Source organism: Kocuria sp. KSNUG, from assembly GCF_049532735.1.
Classification (GTDB): domain Bacteria; phylum Actinomycetota; class Actinomycetes; order Actinomycetales; family Micrococcaceae; genus Kocuria; species Kocuria rhizophila.
The window spans coordinates 1,722,610-1,740,708 of the sequence record NZ_CP150981.1 but is presented as its reverse complement, the minus strand read 5'-3'; the positions used below and the strand labels follow the sequence as shown (position 1 = coordinate 1,740,708).

Here is an 18,099-nt window from a genome sequence, read left to right as displayed (position 1 = left end):
CGTCGGTGGCGCTGCGCGGCTGGTAGGAGGGTGCGGGGCCGGGATCGGCGCCGGGGGGGTTATCGGATCCCGCGGCGGCGCCGGGTCCTGCCGGGGCACCGGGCTGGGGCGAGAAGGCGCGGCGCAGGCCGTGGGAGAAGGAGGCCACCTTGATCAGGGGCTGCCCCACTGTCGAGGCCACGAGCGAGGACAGCGCCGACACGTTCGCCGAGGCGTCGGAGACGTTCGACGTGATCCCGTCCACCTTCTCCAGCTGCGTGTTCGTGGTGGTCACCGTGCGTGTCACCTCGTCGATCAGCGGCGTGGTGCCGTCGTTGATCGAGCGGATGGTCAGGCGCAGCTCGTCGAAAACCCGCCCGAGCTTCACGATGGGCAGCGCGAGCAGACCCACGAGCACCGCGAACACCAGCACCGCGAGCAGCCCGGCGATATCTCCACCGTCCATGGGTGACCTTCACTTCCGTCCGTGTGTCGTCGTCGAGGTCGGCGCGAAGAACCGACCGAAGCGCAACTCTACCCAACAACCCGGACACGACCGAGCACCGGAGAGCGACCCCGCGGCACCGCGCGGATCCGTGAGCGGCGCCGATCGCCGGTGCAGGCAGCCGCCCGCCCTCGGTGCGCCCGGCTCCAGGAACGCGGACAGCCCGCGGGGTGAACCCGCGGGCTGTCCGGTGGCCGACCGCTGGGCGGTCGGCCGTGCACGAATGATCAGGCCATGCGTGCGTAGTACTCGACCACGAGCTGCTCCTCGCAGGTCACGGGGACCTCGGAGCGCTCGGGCTTGCGCGAGAGCGTGGCCTGCAACCGGTCGATCGTCACGTCCAGGTACGGCGGGGTGTCCGGCAGGACATCCTGGTTCGCACCGGTCGCGGCGATCTGGAACGGGACCATCTTCTCCGAGCGCGGGTGCACGTGGATCATCTGACCCGGGCGCACGCGGTACGAGGGGCGGTCCACGCGCTGGCCGTCCACCATGATGTGACGGTGCACCACGGCCTGGCGGGCCGCGGCCATCGTGCGGACGAAGCCCGCGCGCAGCACGAGGGCGTCCAGGCGGGTCTCGAGCAGCGCGATGAGGTTCTCACCGGTCTGGCCCTCGACGCGCTTGGCCTCCACGTAGGCGCGGTGCATCTGCTTCTCGCGGATGTTGTACTGCGCGCGCAGCCGCTGCTTCTCGGTCAGGCGCACCTTGTAGTCGGAGTCCTGCTTGCGGCGGGCACGGCCGTGCTCACCGGGGGCGTACGGGCGGCGCTCGAAGTACTTCTCGGCCTTCGGCGTCAGCGCGATGCCGAGGGCACGGGACTTGCGCACCTGGCGGCGCGCACGTGAGCTGTTGTTCTGGGACAAAGCATGCCTTTCATGCGGTTCGACGGCGTACGGGCACAGCCCGCGTTCCGTTCTGGGTGGTACTGGCCTCCTGCGCGGGGAAATCGGTTCCCGCGGGAGAGGTGCGGATCAGCCGCAATCCGACGAACCTAGCGTCCGCGGTGCCTCCGCGCCGGCCGTGAGGGTGTCACGGGCGGCGCAGGCACACCGCGAGACGTGCCAGCCAGCGATCTACTATAGCGGACTCAGTCCACGTCCTCGTTCACCCAGTCCAGCGACTTGGTCACCGCTTTGCCCCAGTTGCGGAACAGCTTCTCCTGCTGCTCGCGGTCCCCCTCGGGCTCCCAGCGCTTGTCCTCGGCCCAGTTCTGGGTGATCTCGTCCAGGTCCGCCCAGAAACCCACGGCCAAACCGGCCGCGTACGCGGCGCCCAACGCGGTGGTCTCCGTGATCTCGGGGCGGATCACGGGGACGCCCAGCTGGTCCGCCTGGAACTGCATGAGCAGCTCGTTGGCGGTCATCCCGCCGTCCACGCGCAGCTCCACGAGATCCTGGCCGGAGTCCTTGTTCATGGCCTCCACGACCTCGCGGGACTGGTAGGCGGTGGCCTCCAGCACGGCCCGGGCGATGTGCTCCTTGCGCACGTAGCGGGTCAGACCCACCAGCGCACCGCGGGCGTCCGGGCGCCAGTGCGGCGCGAACAGGCCCGAGAACGCCGGCACGAAGTACGCCCCGCCGTTGTCCTCCACGGCTCGTGCGAGCGGCTCGATCTCCTTGGCGTCCTGGATCAGGCCCAGGTTGTCGCGGATCCACTGCACGAGCGAACCTGTGACGGCAATCGATCCCTCCAGGGCGTAGACCGGCTTCTCACCCTCGATCTGGTAGCAGACCGTGGTGATGAGCCCGTGCTCCGAGCGCACCGGGGTCTCCCCCACGTTCATGAGCAGGAAGCTGCCCGTGCCGTAGGTGTTCTTGCCCATGCCGGGCTCGAAGCACGTCTGGCCGAAGGTCGCGGCCTGCTGGTCACCCAGGATGCCGGCGATCGGCACCTGCTTGAGGAAGCCGCGGGCACGGCCCTTGCCGTAGACCTCTGAGCTGCAGCGGATCTCAGGGAGCATGGACGTGGGAATGCCCATGGTCGCGCAGAGGTCCTCGTTCCAGTCGAGGGTGTCGATGTTCATGAGCAGGGTGCGGGACGCGTTGGTCACGTCCGTCACGTGCACGCCCTCGTTGGTGCCACCGGTGAGGTTCCACACGAGCCAGCTGTCGGTGGTGCCGAACAGCAGGTCACCGGCCTCGGCCTTCTCACGGGCACCCTCCACGTTGTCCAGGATCCACTTGACCTTGGGCCCCGCGAAGTAGCTCGCCAGGGGCAGCCCCGTGAGCTCCCGGAAATGCTCCTCGCCACCGTCCTTGCCCAGCTCGTCCACGATCTCCTGGGTGCGGGTGTCCTGCCACACGATCGCGTTGTAGACGGGCTCCCCCGTGTTCTTGTCCCACACCACGGTGGTCTCGCGCTGGTTGGTGATGCCCACGGCGGCGAGGTCCTCGCGGGTCAGCTCGGTCTCGGCGAGCGCGTCCGCCACGCAGCGGCGGGTGTTGCGCCAGATCTCCTGCGCGTCGTGCTCCACCCAGCCCGCGCGCGGGAAGATCTGCTCGTGCTCGTACTGGCCCAGGCCCTTGATCTTCCCGGAGTGGTCGAAGACGATCGCGCGCGTGCTCGTGGTGCCCTGGTCGATGGCCATCACGTACTGGGGTTCGCTCATGGGGTGACTCCTTCGTCAGTTGTGTGTTGTGCTGGGGTGCGGGGCACTCAGCCGATGAGGTGTGCCGCCACACCGGCAAGCACACCGCCCACCACGGGGCCGAGCACCGGAACCCAGCTGTAGGACCAGTTGCTGCCCGGCTTGCCGGGAATGGGCAGCACCGCGTGCGCGATGCGGGGGCCGAGGTCACGGGCCGGGTTGATGGCGTAGCCCGTGGGACCGCCGAGGCTCATGCCGATCGCGACCACCAGAACACCCACGGCGAGGGGCCCGAGCTCGCTCGGGGTCTCCCCGAAGACGAGGATCACGTACACGAGCACGAAGGTCGCGATGACCTCGGTGAGGAAGTTCCAGCCGTGGCTGCGGATCTCGGGCCCGGTGGAGAAGACATCGATCGTGGGAACGCCCTCGCGCCCGGCGACGTCGAAGTGCTTCTTGTAGGCGAGCCAGCACACGACGGCACCCACGAAGGCACCCACCATCTGCGCCACGATGTAGACCACGGTGCTGGCCACGCTGACGGCCACCCCGTGGGCGTACTCGGGTTCCTGGCCCGCGAGCATGCCCAGCGTCACCGCGGGGTTCAGGTGCGCTCCGGAGTCGTGGGCCACGTACACGCCGGCGAACACGGCGAAGCCCCAGCCGAAGCTGATGAGCAGCCAGTCCGCCCCGTTGCCCTTGGTCCGCGGGAGCACGACGTTGGCCACCACGCCGCAGCCCAGCAGCACGAGCACGGCCGTGCCGAAGGCCTCCGACAGGAAGACGGTGGACAGCGCCACCTCGGTCACTTCATTCACAGCACCCTCCATTGGGTGTTCGGGGGCCCGGAACGTCCCGGGCCCGAGATCTTCTCTCAGCCCCGCTGCTGCGGGTACGGGTTGCCCGCGCCCTCGCGCAGCCGCTGGGCGGTGTCCTCGTCGTTCTCCTGCAGCGCGGCGTGCTCGGCGCGGCGCATCTGCTCGTAGAGGTCCACCTGGCGCGTGCGCTCGGCCTCGTCCCAGCCGAGGACGTCACCCATGATGCGGGCGATCTCCGGGGCCGCGGCGGAACCGCCGTCGCGCTGCTCGTAGTTCAGGTGGGTGCGACGGCACATCACGTCCTCGAGGTCCAGGGCGCCCTCGTGGGTGGCCGCGCGCTGGATCTCGATCTTGAGGTACTGCTCGGCGCCGGGAACGGGCTCACCCAGTTCGGGGTGGTCCGTGATGGTGTCGATCATCTCCAGCGTCTCGTCCCCGTAGCGGTTGAGCAGACGCTCCACGACGACCTGCTCCATCCCCGCGCGCCGGGCCAGGTGCTCCGACTGGTTCATCAGCCCGGACCAGCCCTGCGCACCCAGCAGCGCCACGTGCTCGGTGATGGACGGGTTCTCCTTGGCGGCCTTCTTGCCGAGTGCGGCGTCCACCGCGTCCTTGCCCATCACCCGGTAGGTGGTCAGCTTGCCGCCGGCGATGGTGAACAGCCCGGGCGCGGCCTCCACCACGGAGTGCTCGCGGGAGATCTTGGTGGACGGAGTCGTCTCGCCCTTGGTGCCCGGCTGCACGAGCGGGCGCAGCCCGGCCCACGTGCCGATCACGTCGTCCACGGTCAGCGGGTCCCGCAGGATGGCGTTGGCGTGCTCCAGGACGTACTCCACGTCCTCGCGCGTGGCCGTGGGCGTGGCGAGGTCCCGCTCGTAGGGGGTGTCCGTGGTGCCGATGACCCAGTAGTTGTCCCACGGGATGATGAACAGCACGGACTTCTCGGTCTGCAGGATGATGCCGGTGGAGCCCTCCAGCCGCTCCTTGGGGACCACGATGTGGATGCCCTTGGAGGCCAGCACCTTCAGCCCGGTCTCGGACTGCGCCAGGTCCTGGACGGGTTCCGTCCACACACCCGCCGCGGAGATCACCGTCGTGGCCCGCACCTCGCGGGTCTCCCCCGTGGTGAGGTCCTCGATGTGCGCCCCGACCACGCGGCCGGAGTCGTCCCGGAGCAGGTTGCGCGCCGCGGCACGGTTGGCCGCGAGGGCTCCGTAGCGCTGGGCCGTGCGCACGAGGTCCAGGGTCAGGCGGGCGTCGTCCACGCGGCCGTCCCAGTAGGCGATGGCGCCCACGGCGGCGTCGTCGCGCATGGCCGGGAAGGTCTTGCGCACGCCGGCGGCGCTGAGGTGGCGCTGGATGGGCAGGGACTCGGCCTTGGCGCCCACGTGGGCGAGGGTGTCGTACATGCCGATGCCCGTGGCCACAAAGGGGCGTTCCCAGCCCTTGTGCGTGAGCGGGTACATGAACTGGATGGGCTTGACCAGGTGCGGGGCCAGCCGGTGCATCAGGAGGTCACGCTCCTTGAGGGCCTCCGCCACGAGCGCGAAGTTCAGCTGCATCAGGTAGCGCAGCCCGCCGTGCACCAGTTTGGAAGAGCGCGAGGAGGTGCCCTGGGCCCAGTCCTGCGCGTCGATGATGGCGGTGGACAGACCGCGGGTGGCCGCGTCCAGGGCGATCCCGGCGCCCGTGATCCCGCCGCCGATCACCAGGACGTCCACGGGGTGCTCCGCCATGGCGCGAAGGTCGTTGTTGCGCTGCTGTGCATTCAAAGAGGTCAGTGGCACGGTTGCCGCTCCTGTCTACCGGTGGGTAGCTGACGATCGTTTCGGGTGAGAGTCACAATAGTCCTCACTCCGTGACACGGAAAACACCGGCCGTGGCGAGGGCCTCGCGGCGGTCGACCTGACCGGCTCAGTCCCCTCGCCGGGTGCCCCGCACCATGGACCGCAGGATCCCCAGCCGGTGCGCCAGCTCCTTCTCGTGGCCGTAGGGGGTGGGCCGGTAGTAGTCCCTGCCCAGGAGCTCGTCCGGCGGGTACTGCTGGGTGGCCACCGCGTTGGGGGCGTCGTGGGCGTAGCGGTATCCGTCACCGTGGCCGAGCCCCGCCGCTCCCGGGTAGTGGGAGTCGCGCAGGTGCGCAGGAACGGGGCCGGCGCCCCCGGCCCGGACGTCGGCGATCGCGGCGTCCACCGCGAGGTAGGCGGCGTTGGACTTGGGCGCGGTGGCCAGGTGCGCCACCGCCTGGGCGAGCGGGAGCCGCCCCTCGGGCATGCCGATCAGCTGCACGGCCTGAGCGGCCGCCACCGCGATCTGCAGCGCCGTGGGGTCCGCCATGCCGATGTCCTCGGACGCGGAGATGATCAGCCGGCGCGCGATGAACCGGGGGTCCTCCCCCGCCTCGATCATCCGGGCGAGGTAGTGCATGGCGGCGTCCACGTCCGAGCCCCGGATGGACTTGATGAAGGCGCTCACCACGTCGTAGTGCTGGTCGCCCTGCTTGTCGTAGCGCACGGCCGCGCGGTTCACGGCCTCCTCGGCGTGCGCCAGGGCCACTGTTGCGGGACCGCCGGTGGTGGCGCCGGGCTGCCCGGCACCGGTCCGTTCCACTGCGCGGGCCTCGTCCGTGGTGCCGCCCTGCTCAGCGGCTGGGCCCTGTTCCGCGGCGTCGTCCTCGTGCGCCGCGGCGCCTCCGGCGTCCGGCCCGCTCGCATCCACGGAGCCGTTCTCGTTCTGCGGACCACTCGCGTCTGCCGCGCTGGTCTCCTCCCCCGCGTCGTCCTGGTCCCCCGCGTCGACGCCGCCCGCGTGGGACAGCGCGACGCCGGCGGCCGCCTCCAGTGACGTGAGGGCCTTGCGGGCGTCTCCTCCGGCCACGTCCAGCAGGTGCTCCCGGGCCTCCGGGGAGAGGACCACCGCGCCGTCCAGCCCGCGGGGATCCACGACCGCCCGGTCCAGCAGCTCCCCGATGTCCTGGCGTTCGAGCGGCTGCAGCGTGAGCAGCAGCGAGCGGGAGAGCAGGGGCGAGATCACGGAGAAGGACGGGTTCTCCGTGGTGGCCGCCACGAGGATGACCCACCCGTTCTCCACGCCGGGCAGCAGGGCGTCCTGCTGCGCCTTGGTGAAGCGGTGGATCTCGTCCAGGAACAGCACCGTGGTGCGCCCGTGCAGGTCCCGAGCCGTCAGGGCCTCCTCCATGACCCGGCGGACGTCCTTGACGCCGGCCGTGACGGCGGAGAGCTCCACGAACGTGGTGCCGTGCCCACGCGCGATGACCTGCGCGATCGTCGTCTTGCCCGTGCCGGGCGGGCCCCACAGGATCACCGAGGACGGTGCGGCCGGCCCCGACCTCCCGGTGACGAGCGCGCGCAACGGGGATCCTGACCGCAGCAGGTGCTTCTGTCCCACCACCTCGTCCAGGGTGCGCGGGCGCATCCGCACGGCGAGCGGGGCGCGGGAACGGCCCTGCGACCCGAAGTGGTGGGCGGTGGAATCGGACGCGCCTGAGCCGTCACCGCTGAGCGGGTCGGGCAGGTCGAACAGGGAAGTGCTCACTCCTCGACAGTACTGCCCACCCCGGACAGGCAGCACTCTGCCGGCGGCTGCGCGCTGCCCGCCCCGGTCAGGGTCAGCCGCGGGCCCGTGGCGGCACGGCGGCGTTCACCCCCGCCGGGGCCGGTCCAGCTCGTCGCTGTCCACCAGGACGGTCACGGGCCCGTCGTTGACGAGCGAGACCTCCATGTGCGCCCCGAAGCGCCCCGTCTCCACGGGGATCCCGCGCCCTCGCAGCGCCCGGACGAACTCCTCGAACAGGGGTTCGCTGACGTCCCCGGGAGCGGCCCTGGACCACGAGGGCCGGCGTCCCTTCCGCACGTCCCCGTACAGGGTGAACTGGCTGACCACGAGCACGGGCGAGGGCCCGTCCGCGCACGAGGTCTCCCCCGGCAGGATCCGCAGGCCCGCGATCTTCTCCGCGAGCCGCACCGCGGTCTCCGGGGTGTCCGTGTGCGTGACGCCGACGAGCGCCAGCACGCCCGGACCCTCGATCTCCCCCCCGGTCTCCCCGGCCACGGTCACGGCGGCACGGGACACGACTTGCAGCACGATTCTCATGCGCCCAGTCCACCACACACGCCCCGCGGCGTGCCTGCGGGGTGGCGGTCCACGACGCCGCCCGGGGCCGCCCCGGGTGACCGCACCGGGACCGCCGGGGTCGAGGCGGGCGACCGCCCCGGGACCGCCGGGGACGCGCGGAGGGTCACCGTGCGGCGTCGTCCTCCATGAACCGGTGGCGTCCGGTCATGAGGATGCCCGCGCTGAGCACCACGAGCATGAGCCACAGGTAGCCGAAGGACGGCCACCAGGACCCGGTGACCCCGAAGAGCAGGCCGAACGCGAGCGGCCCCAGCGAACCGGCCAGGTAGCCGAGACCCTGCCCGAAGCCGGAGAGCGAGCCGGCGCCCGCGGTGGTGCGCGTGCGGGCGTTGATCAGCGTGATGGCCAGCGGGAAGGACGCCTGCGCCAGGCCGAACACCGTGATCCACACCCAGACCAGGCGGAAGTCCCCCCACGTGGCGTGCGGCCACAGCAGCACCGCGAGGTAGCCCAGTGCGTACAGCACCACGGTGGACAGCCCCAGCACCACGGTGTTGCCGAAGCGCCGGACCAGGAACGGGACCGCGAAGCTGACCGGCACGGCCAGGATGGCGTAGTAGGACAGCATGAACCCGGCCTCGTGCTCGGAGAACCCGGTGTCCGTGAGGAAGCGCGGCAGCCACAGGAACATGGAGAACGTGTTGGCGGACGTGCCGGTGAACATCAGCACCACGCCCCACCCGATCCTGGAGTGCCACGGCTTGACCCGGGCGGTGGACGCCGGAGCCACCACGGCGTCCGGCAGCACGGTCAGGTCCGGGGTCTGCTCGGCGGGGGGCTGCGCACGACGGCGGGCTCCCACCCACAGCACGAGCCACGGGACGAGTGCGGCCAGGGAGAACACGGCCCAGGACCCCACGGAGACGCGCCAGCCGGCGGCGTCCGCGAGCGGGACCGCGAAGAAGGGCGCGGTGGCCGTGGACATGCCCAGCAGCATCGAGTAGATCGCGGACAGTGCCGCGATGCGGTGCGGGAAGTACTTCTTGATCACGGGGGGCAGGACCACGTTGCCCATGCCCAGCCCGCACATGATCACGAACGTGAGGACCACGAAGCCCACGTCCCCGGGGGACACGGCGCGCGCGAGGGTGCCGAGGGCGGCGAGACCGCACGAGACGATCAGCAGCGCCTCGAGGCCCACCCGCCGCATGGCCAGGGTGGTGAGGATCCCGGTGAGGGCGAAGCCCAGCGAGGGCATCATCGCGAGCAGTCCCGCCTCGGCGGGTGTCAGGTGCAATTCCTGGGTGATGCGTCCCAGCACGGGTGAGACCCCGGAGACGGCCAGGCGGAGGGTGAAAGCGGTGACAACGACACCGGCCAGGGCCACGAGGCCCTGGCCGGTGCGACCGTGTGGTGCAGCGGAGCTCAGTGTGATGACCCTTCCGGAACGTCGGCGGCGGTGTCCTGGGTGGTGGCCTGGGTCCGGGGTTCGGGCTTGGCATCCACCCCTGCCTCCTTGCGCTGCTGCGCCGTGATGGGCGCGGGAGCGGCGGTCAGCGGGTCGTAGCCGTTGCCGGTCTTGGGGAACGCGATGACGTCCCGGATGGACTCGGTGCCCGCGAGCAGCGCGACCACGCGGTCCCAGCCGAACGCGATGCCGCCGTGCGGGGGCGCGCCGAACTGGAAGGCGTCCAGCAGGAAGCCGAACTTCTCGCGGGCGTCCTCCTCGCTCAGTCCCATCACGCGGAACACACGGTCCTGCACGTCCCGGCGGTGGATGCGGATGGAGCCGCCGCCGATCTCGTTGCCGTTGCACACGATGTCGTACGCGTAGGCCAGTGCGGAGCCGGGGTCGGTGTCGAACGTGTCCATGAACTCGGGCTTTGGCGAGGTGAACGCGTGGTGCACCGCGGTCCAGGCACCGGAGCCCACGGCCACGTCACCGGACTCCACGGCCTCCGAGGCCGGCTCGAACAGGGGCGCGTCCACGATCCACACGAAGGCCCAGTCGTCCTCGTCGATCAGGCCCACGCGGTGGCCGATCTCCACGCGCGCGGCGCCGAGCAGCGCGCGGGAGGTCTTCACACCGCCCGCGGCGAAGAACACGCAGTCTCCGGGCTTCGCGCCCACGGCCTCGGCCAGTCCGGCCTTCTCCTCTTCGGAGATGTTCTTGGCCACGGGCCCGGCGATCTCCCCGTCCTCCTTGAACAGCACGTAGGCGAGGCCCTTGGCGCCGCGCTGCTTGGCCCACTCCTGCCACGCGTCGAGCTGGCGGCGGGGCTGGGACGCGCCGCCCGGCATGACCACGGCACCCACGTACGGAGCCTGGAACACGCGGAACGGAGTGTCCTTGAAGTACTCGGTGAGCTCCGTGATCTTCAGGTCGAAGCGCAGGTCCGGCTTGTCGGAGCCGTAGTCCGCCATGGCCTGGGCGTAGGTCATGCGCGGGATGGGGGTGGTGATCTCCACGCCGATCAGGGCCCACAGGGACTTCACGATCTGCTCGCCCAGCGCAATGATGTCGTCCTCCTCCACGAAGGAGGCCTCGACGTCCAGCTGGGTGAACTCGGGCTGGCGGTCCGCGCGGAAGTCCTCGTCCCGGTAGCAGCGGGCGATCTGGAAGTACTTCTCGATCCCGCCCACCTGCAGCAGCTGCTTGAACAGCTGCGGGGACTGCGGCAGCGCGTACCAGGAACCCGGGGACAGCCGTGCGGGCACCACGAAGTCACGCGCACCCTCGGGGGTGGAACGGGTGAGGGTGGGGGTCTCCACCTCGGTGAAGCCCTGCTCGTGCAGCAGCGCGCGGGCCACCCGGTTGACCTCGGAGCGCAGCCGCATGATGCGGGCGGGCTCCGGGCGGCGCAGGTCCAGGTAGCGGTACTTCAGGCGGGCTTCCTCGCCCACCTCCACGTGCTCGTCGATCTGGAACGGCAGGGGGGCCGCGGTGTTGAGCACGGTGAGCTGGTCCACCATGACCTCGACCTCGCCGGAGGGCAGGTTGGGGTTCTCGTTGCCCTCGGGGCGGCGCTCCACGGTGCCGGTGACCTGCAGGACGTACTCGTTGCGCAGCTGGTGGAACTGCTCCTCGTCCCGCACCACGATCTGCGCCACGCCGGAGGCGTCACGCAGGTCCACGAACGCGACACCGCCGTGGTCCCGGCGGCGCCCCACCCAGCCGGCCAGCGTGACGGTCTCTCCGATGTTCTCGGCGCTCAGGGCGCCGAGCTCGTGTGTTCGCAGCACGTGCATCCACCTTCTCGTTCGGTCGTGGTCGGGGTCGCGCACCCCGGAAGTCCTGGTTCCCGCGGCTCGCGGGCGCCCCGGTTCCGGCGGACGACGCCGCTGGGCCGGGTTCTCGTTCCCCGCGAGTCTACAAGCGCCCCCGCTCCGCCGGGCGCGCGGGAGATCCCGCTCACAGCGGGGCGGGGGTTCAGCCCTCGGTCTGCTCCGCAGAGAGGACCGTGGCGTGCAGGTCCTCGGCCGGCGGCTGCCAGCTCGCGGGGTCCGCGGACACCTGCTCGCCCGAGCGGATGTCCTTGACCTCGTGGGTCACGGTGCCGTCCTCGGCCACCGCGGAGAACCACACGAAGGGGATCCCGCGGCGCTCGGCGTAGCGGATCTGCTTGCCGAACTTCTGGGCGGTGGCCGCCACCTCGGTGGCGATCCCGCGGGCGCGCAGCGCGGCGGCGACGTCCTGCGCGGCGGACCACGAGGCGTCGTCGTTCAGGGCCACGAGCACCGCAGAGGGCACGGCGCGGGAGGCCCGGGCCATGGACTGGGAGAGGATGCGGGTGACCAGGCGGGTCACGCCGATGGACAGGCCCACACCCGGGTAGGTCTTCTCGCCGTTGCTCGCGAGGGACTCGTAGCGCCCGCCCGAGCACACGGAACCGAGCTTCTCGTGGCCCACCAGGACGGTCTCGTAGACGGTGCCGGTGTAGTAGTCGAGACCGCGGGCGATCGAGAGGTCGGCCACGACCTTTCCGGGGGCGCGGCGTGCGGCCTCCCCCACGACCTCGGCGAGCTCCGCGAGGCCCTCCTCGAGCAGCTCGTTGGACTGGCCCAGCTCACGCACGCGCTCCACGAAGGAGGTGTCCTCGGTGCGGATCGCGGCGAGCGCGAGCGCGGCCTGCGCCTGCTCCGGGGTGGCACCCACGTGCTCCTGGAGGTTGCGGGACACGGCGTTCGCGCCGATCTTCTCGAGCTTGTCGATCTCCCGCAGCACGGCCGGGGCGTCGGTGAGGCCCACGGCCCGGTAGAAGCCCTCGGCGAGCTTGCGGTTGTTCACGCGCAGCACGAACGGCGGGATCGGCAACTGGGACAGCGCATCCACGATCACGAGTGCGAGCTCCACGTCGTAGCGGAACGGCAGCGCGCCGTCCCCCACCACGTCGATGTCCGCCTGGGTGAACTCCCGGGCCCGCCCCTCCTGGGGACGCTCGCCGCGCCACACCTTCTGGATCTGGTAGCGGCGGAATGGGAACGTGAGGTGTCCGCCGTTCTCCACCACGTAGCGGGCGAACGGCACGGTGAGGTCGAAGTGCAGGGCCAGGGCTCCCTCGGGGCTGGTCTCGTTCTCCTCCTGGTGCAGGCGCGAGACGCCGTAGACCTCCTTGTCGATCTCACCCTTGCGCAGCAGCTGATCCACGGTCTCCACCGCACGGGTCTCGATCGAGGAGAAGCCGTGCAGCTCGAAGGTCCGCCGCAGGGAGTCCATCACGTGCTGCTCCACGATCCGCTCCTCGGGGAGCCACTCGGGGAAACCGGACAGTGAGGTGGTGCGGGCCATGGGTGGAACTCCTCGGTTGCTGAGCAGGGCGGGACGGCCGAGCGCTCCCTGTGCGGCGGGGGCGTGGTGGGGCGGCCGTGCGCCGCGGGGTGTCTGCTGGTCATTCTAGGACCCGGGCATCGCTAGGATGGCCGTGTCCACCAATGGAGCCCCCGCCCGGTGACGAGCACCACACCGGCGAGGCCGTGCAGAGAGAGTTGTAGCGGTGACAGAACGTCCTGAATCCGACGACCGCCGTCCCCTCCCGGGACCGCCCGCCCCCCACGCGCCCGAGGAGCGCACCGACGCACCGGCCCCCGAACCTGCCGCGCACGACGCAGCCCCGCACCCGGGGGCCCCTGACGCACCCGCCCCGGGTCCGGCGTCGTCCGCCCCCGAGCGCCCTGCTCACGAGCCGCCCGCTCCCGCGGCACCTGCGGCCCCGCCGGCCCCCACGGGCGCGCCCGCACCCCAGGGCTCTCCGGCCCCGAAGGCTCCACCCGCACCCAAGCCGCCGGCCGCGCCCCAGCCCCCGGCAGGTCCGAAGCCCCCGGCGGCTCCCAAGGCGCCGCCCGCTCCCCACGCTCCGGGCGCAGCACACCCGGCCGACGCCGCACACCCCGCCCTCGCACCGGCCGAGTCCGTGGCGCGCGCCAAGAAGTTCGGACGCGCGGACGAGAACGGCACCGTGTACGTGACCGTGCGGGACGCGGAGCACGAGTGCGGCCAGTTCCCGGACGCCACCCCGGACGAGGCGCTCGCCTACTTCGCACGCAAGTTCGACGACGCCGAGGCGCAGGTCGCGCTGCTGGAGCAGCGCATCGCGGCCAAGGCCCCGGCCGGTGAGATGCGCAAGACCGTGGCGCACGTGCGCGAGCAGGTGGACGCACACACCATGGTGGGCGACCTCGTGGACCTCTCCACCCGCCTGGACACCCTCGAGGACGCGATCCGCGTGGCCCTGGACCGTGAGCGCGAGGAGGCGAAGGCCCACAAGGCGGAGCAGCTCGCGCGGCGCACCGCCATCGTGGAGGAGGCCGAGAAGGTGGCCGGCCAGGATCCGGAGAAGACGCAGTGGAAGCACTCGTCCTCCCGCATGGCCGAGCTGTTCTCGCAGTGGCAGGAGCACCAGAAGTCGGGCGGGCGGCTGTCCAAGGCGGACGAGGACGCCCTGTGGAAGCGCTTCCGCAAGGCGCGCACCACGTTCGACCGGCACCGCAAGGCGTTCTTCTCGTCCCTGGACGAGACCAACGCCAAGGCCAAGCGCGTCAAGGAGGCCCTGATCGCGGAGGCCGAGGGGCTGTCCTCGTCCACGGACTGGGGCGAGACCGCCGGGAAGTACCGCGAGCTCATGGACCGCTGGAAGCAGGCCCCGCGCGCGTCCCGCAAGGACGACGACGCCCTGTGGGCCCGGTTCCGCGCCGCCCAGGACGTGTTCTTCGACGCCCGCACGGCCGCGAACGAGCAGATCGACAAGGAGTTCGAGGGCAACCTGAAGGTCAAGGAGCAGCTGCTCACGGAGGCCAAGCAGATCCTGCCCGTGAAGGACCTGGCCGCCGCCAAGAAGCAGCTCGCGTCCATCCAGCAGCGCTGGGAGGAGGCGGGCAAGGTTCCCCGCGCCCACATGCGCCGCGTGGAGAACGAGCTGCGCTCCGTGGAGGACGCCGTCAAGAAGGCCGAGGACGAGAAGTGGCGGCGCACCGACCCCGAGACCAAGGCCCGCTCGAACTCCATGCTGTCCCAGCTGGAGAACAAGATCGCGGACCAGCGGGCGGCTGTGGAGGCCGCCCGGGCCGCGGGCAACGAGAAGAAGGCCGCGTCCCTCGAGAAGGACCTCGCCACGAGTGAGCAGTGGCTCGCCACGCTGCAGGCCTCCGCGTCCGAACTGGGCTGAGCCCCGTCTCGACCTCGCATCACCAGCGCCCCCGCACCGTTCGGTGCGGGGGCGCTGCCCGTCCGTTCTCCACAGGTCCTCTCGTTCCCTGCCGCGACAGCCCGCCGTGCGGTGGGATGGGGGCATGACGTCCCTCGCACCCCCGCCGCCCGCCCCCGGCACCCGGCACGACGCCGCGGTCACCGTGTTCCTCCCGGGCCACCCGTTCAGCCGGGCCGAGCTGCACGCCATGACCGCGGACGGTGTGCTGCGCCGCGAGCTGCTGGGCGCGCACGTGCACGCGTGGCAGCCCGTCTCGCCCGCCCTGCGGGCCGCGGTCCTGGGACGGGTGCTGCCCGGACACCTGCAGCGCCGGGGCGTCCTGGGCCGATTGGGGGCCGCGTGGTTCTACCGGTGCGCGTCGGAACCGGACCCCGTGCCCGTGCTCGTGGACAAGTCCGCGCGCACCACCACCACGGTGCCCGCCGGGATCGTGCTGCACCAGACGAGCTTCGCCCCGGAGGACCTGGTGGTCCACCACGGCATCACGCTCACCACGCCGCGGCGCACCGCGCTGGACCTCGCGCTGCACGTTCCGGGTCCGCCCGGCGACGCCGCCCTGCTGGCCATGCTGGGGCACGACCGGCTGTCGTGCTCGTCCACCCAGCTCATCCGTGACCTGGAGACGATGCCCAAGACCCCCGGCCGCCGCGCCGCCCTGGCGAGGGTGCGCAAGCTCGACCGGGCGCTCGGCGGGCGCGCCCCGGCGTGAGGTGCCGCGGCCTGCGGGGTGCGCTCATCAGGGTGCGGTCAACAGGTCCCTGTGCGGGCGACGCTGCACCGTCAGCACCCCACGGGGTGCGGGCGCCCACCGCGCGTCCCCTCAGGAGGCGACGGGACGGTGGCCCGACACGCGGTACACGTCGTACACGCCGTCGATGCGCCGCACCTGGTTGAGCACGTGGTCCAGGTAGCGGGTGTCCCCCATCTCGAACGAGAACCGGGAGATTGCCAGGCGGGCACGAGAGGTGTGCACCTGCGCGGAGAGGATGTTCACGTGGTTCTCGGACAGCACCCGGGTCACGTCGTACAGCAGGGACTTGCGGTCCAGCGCCTCCACCTGGATCTCCACGCGGAACAGGGAGGACTGGGTGGGCGCCCAGGCCACGTCCTTGACGCGGTCGTCGCCCTCGGGGATCACCTTCATGTTCGCGCAGTCCCTGCGGTGCACGGAGATTCCGGAGCCGCGCGTCACGAACCCCACGATCTCGTCCGGCGGCACCGGGGTGCAGCACCGGGCGATCTTCACGTACACGTCCGAGGCTCCCTGGACCACGACGCCCGCGTCCGTGGCACCGGCGCGCACGGGCTGGGTGACCCTGGTGTTCTCGGCCAGGTCCTCCTCGGTCCCCTCGGCACCGCCCAGGTGCTCCAGCAGCTTCTCGACCACCTGGTGGGCGCTGACCGCGTCCGAGCCGAGGGCCTCGTAGAGCGCGGCCACGTCCCCGCGGTTGAAGTCCTGGGCCACCGCCAGCAGGGACTCGCTCGTCACGGTGCGCTGCAGCGGCAGGTGGTGCTTGCGCAGGGCCTTGGTCAGCAGCTCCTTGCCGCGCTCGATCGCCTCCTCACGGCGCTCCTTGGAGAACCACTGCCGGATCTTGGTGCGCGCACGCGGCGAGCCCACGAACTTGAGCCAGTCCTGGGAGGGCGCGGCCTGCTCGGACTTGGAGGTGAGGATCTCCACGCGGTCGCCGTGCTGCAGCTGCGAGGACAGCGGGGCCAGCTTGCCGTTGACGCGGGCGCCGATCGTGCGGTTGCCCACCTCCGTGTGCACCGCGTAGGCGAAGTCCACCGGGGTGGAGCCCGTGGGAAGGGCCATGACCTCGCCCTTGGGCGTGAACACGTACACCTCGGCCGTGTTGATCTGGTACCGCAGGGAGTCCAGGAAGTCCGAGGAGTCCTTGGCCTCCTCCTGCCACGAGACCAGCGAGCTGAGCCAGTTCAGCTCGCCCTCCTTGGCCTTGGGCGTGGCGGAGTTCGCCTGGTTGACCTTGTCCTTGTACTTCCAGTGCGCGGCCACACCGTACTCCGCGCGGCGGTGCATCTCGTGGGTGCGGATCTGGATCTCCACCGGGCGCCCGTTCGGGCCGATCACCGTGGTGTGCAGCGACTGGTACATGTTGAACTTGGGCATCGCGATGTAGTCCTTGAACCGTCCGGGCAGCGGCCGCCATTTGGCGTGCAGCACTCCCAGCGCCGCGTAGCACTCGCGCACCGAGTCCACGAGCACGCGCGCGGCCTGCAGGTCGTGGATCTCGTCGAAGTCCTTCCCGCGCACGATCATCTTCTGGTAGATCGAGTAGTAGTGCTTGGGTCGGCCCGTGATGGTGGCCTCGATCCCGGAGCCCTCCAGGGCCTCCGCGATCTGGCCCCGGATCTCCGCGAGGTGGCGCTCCCGCTCGGGGGTGCGCTCCCCCACCATGCGCACGATCTCGTCGTACACCTTGGGGTACAGCGCCGCGAAGGAGAGGTCCTCCAGCTCCCACTTGATGGTGTTCATGCCCAGCCGGTGGGCCAGCGGGGCAAAGATCTCCAACGTCTCCCGCGCCTTGCGCCCCGAGGACTCGGAGGACACGAAGCGCCACGTGCGCGCGTTGTGCAGCCGGTCCGCGAGCTTGATGACCAGCACGCGGATGTCCTTGGCCATGGCCACGATCATCTTCCGCACGGTCTCCGCCTGGGCGTTCTCCCCGTAGTGGATCTTGTCCAGCTTGGTCACCCCGTCCACGAGCGCGGCGACCTCCTCGCCGAACTCCTCGCGCAGCTCGTCCAGGGTGTAGGGGGTGTCCTCCACGGTGTCGTGCAGCAGCCCGGCCACGAGCGTGGCCCCGGTCATCCCGAGCTCCGCGAGGATCGTGGTCACGGCCACGGGGTGGGTGATGTACGGGTCCCCGGACTTGCGCTTCTGACCCTCGTGGTGGGCGTCCGCCACCTGGAAGGCGCGTTCCAGAACCGTGAGGTCCTCGTCCGGGTGCGTGCTCTGCACCGTGCGCAGCAGGGGCACCAGGATGGGCGAGCTGGGCACGGACTCCCCGCTGAGCACGGACAGCGTGGACCGTGTGCGCTCGCTGCGCCCGGGGAAGACTGCGCGCCCGAAGACCGGCCGCGATGCCGGCAGCACGTAGTGGGTGCCCCCCGTGGGGGTGCTTCCCGCCGTGCGGGGCGGCGTCGGGGCGCGGAGCGGCTCGGAGGCGCGCTCCGGTGCCCGGTCCGAGGTGGCGTGGTCGTCGCTGGAGGCGGACACGTCCACCGCGGCTCGGTCGACCCGGGGATCGGACTGGCTGGACATGATCCGTCGCCTCCTTAGCGTGGCCGCGGTGGCCGAGGACGTGGTGGGCCTGATCTGCGCGGCTGATGGTCCAGTCTAAGGCCGTGGCCCCCGTGCGCTGCGCACGGGGGCCACGGTCACCG

General features: G+C 71.2%; 12 protein-coding genes and 1 pseudogene. 2 read left to right on the top strand and 11 right to left on the bottom strand.

Going from position 1 to position 18,099, the window contains the following annotated elements; translation table 11 throughout:
* Positions 1-111: 111 nt before the first annotated feature.
* The 10 genes and pseudogenes from AABM36_RS07525 to hisS all read right to left on the bottom strand — a co-directional run.
* Positions 112-445, bottom strand: a pseudogene (locus AABM36_RS07525) (DUF948 domain-containing protein); the annotation flags it as partial.
* A gap of 266 nt (positions 446-711) precedes the next feature.
* The gene (rpsD, locus tag AABM36_RS07520; protein WP_012398417.1) at positions 712-1,350 is read right to left on the bottom strand and encodes a 30S ribosomal protein S4; all 639 of its coding nucleotides are present in this window, start codon (positions 1,348-1,350) and stop codon (positions 712-714) included.
* A 224-nt stretch (positions 1,351-1,574) separates the two neighbouring features.
* Positions 1,575-3,095, bottom strand: a complete 1,521-nt coding sequence (gene glpK, locus AABM36_RS07515; protein ID WP_423445605.1) for a glycerol kinase GlpK — start codon at positions 3,093-3,095, stop codon at positions 1,575-1,577.
* A gap of 47 nt (positions 3,096-3,142) precedes the next feature.
* Positions 3,143-3,892: an MIP/aquaporin family protein gene (locus AABM36_RS07510; protein WP_423445604.1), complete on the bottom strand. Its 750-nt coding sequence runs from the start codon at positions 3,890-3,892 to the stop codon at positions 3,143-3,145.
* Between the two features lie 56 nt (positions 3,893-3,948).
* The gene (locus tag AABM36_RS07505; RefSeq protein WP_423445603.1) at positions 3,949-5,679 is read right to left on the bottom strand and encodes a glycerol-3-phosphate dehydrogenase/oxidase; all 1,731 of its coding nucleotides are present in this window, start codon (positions 5,677-5,679) and stop codon (positions 3,949-3,951) included.
* A 127-nt stretch (positions 5,680-5,806) separates the two neighbouring features.
* Positions 5,807-7,447 (bottom strand): replication-associated recombination protein A, encoded by a 1,641-nt coding sequence (locus AABM36_RS07500; RefSeq protein WP_423445602.1) that lies wholly within the window; start codon positions 7,445-7,447, stop codon positions 5,807-5,809.
* Between the two features lie 105 nt (positions 7,448-7,552).
* A complete protein-coding gene (dtd, locus tag AABM36_RS07495; protein ID WP_423445600.1) occupies positions 7,553-8,005 on the bottom strand; it encodes a D-aminoacyl-tRNA deacylase in 453 nt (150 codons plus the stop codon).
* A gap of 145 nt (positions 8,006-8,150) precedes the next feature.
* Complete coding sequence (locus tag AABM36_RS07490) at positions 8,151-9,374, bottom strand: MFS transporter (protein WP_423445598.1); 1,224 nt, start codon at positions 9,372-9,374, stop codon at positions 8,151-8,153.
* A gap of 38 nt (positions 9,375-9,412) precedes the next feature.
* Complete coding sequence (aspS, locus tag AABM36_RS07485; protein WP_423445596.1) at positions 9,413-11,236, bottom strand: aspartate--tRNA ligase; 1,824 nt, start codon at positions 11,234-11,236, stop codon at positions 9,413-9,415.
* Positions 11,237-11,417: 181 nt separating this feature from the next.
* Entirely contained in the window at positions 11,418-12,776 is a 1,359-nt protein-coding gene (gene hisS, locus AABM36_RS07480) for a histidine--tRNA ligase (protein WP_423445594.1), read from the bottom strand.
* 622 nt (positions 12,777-13,398) lie between these two features.
* Here hisS and AABM36_RS07475 point away from each other — a divergent pair.
* Together AABM36_RS07475 and AABM36_RS07470 are read left to right on the top strand one after the other, a co-directional pair.
* Positions 13,399-14,649 carry a DUF349 domain-containing protein gene (locus AABM36_RS07475; RefSeq protein ID WP_423445593.1) on the top strand — a complete coding sequence of 417 codons (1,251 nt, stop codon included), beginning with the start codon at positions 13,399-13,401 and terminating at the stop codon, positions 14,647-14,649.
* A gap of 124 nt (positions 14,650-14,773) precedes the next feature.
* Positions 14,774-15,400 carry a type IV toxin-antitoxin system AbiEi family antitoxin gene (locus AABM36_RS07470; RefSeq protein ID WP_423445591.1) on the top strand — a complete coding sequence of 209 codons (627 nt, stop codon included), beginning with the start codon at positions 14,774-14,776 and terminating at the stop codon, positions 15,398-15,400.
* A gap of 111 nt (positions 15,401-15,511) precedes the next feature.
* Here the strand turns inward: AABM36_RS07470 and AABM36_RS07465 are convergent, their stop codons facing one another.
* Complete coding sequence (locus tag AABM36_RS07465; RefSeq protein WP_423445589.1) at positions 15,512-17,977, bottom strand: RelA/SpoT family protein; 2,466 nt, start codon at positions 17,975-17,977, stop codon at positions 15,512-15,514.
* Positions 17,978-18,099: the final 122 nt, after the last annotated feature.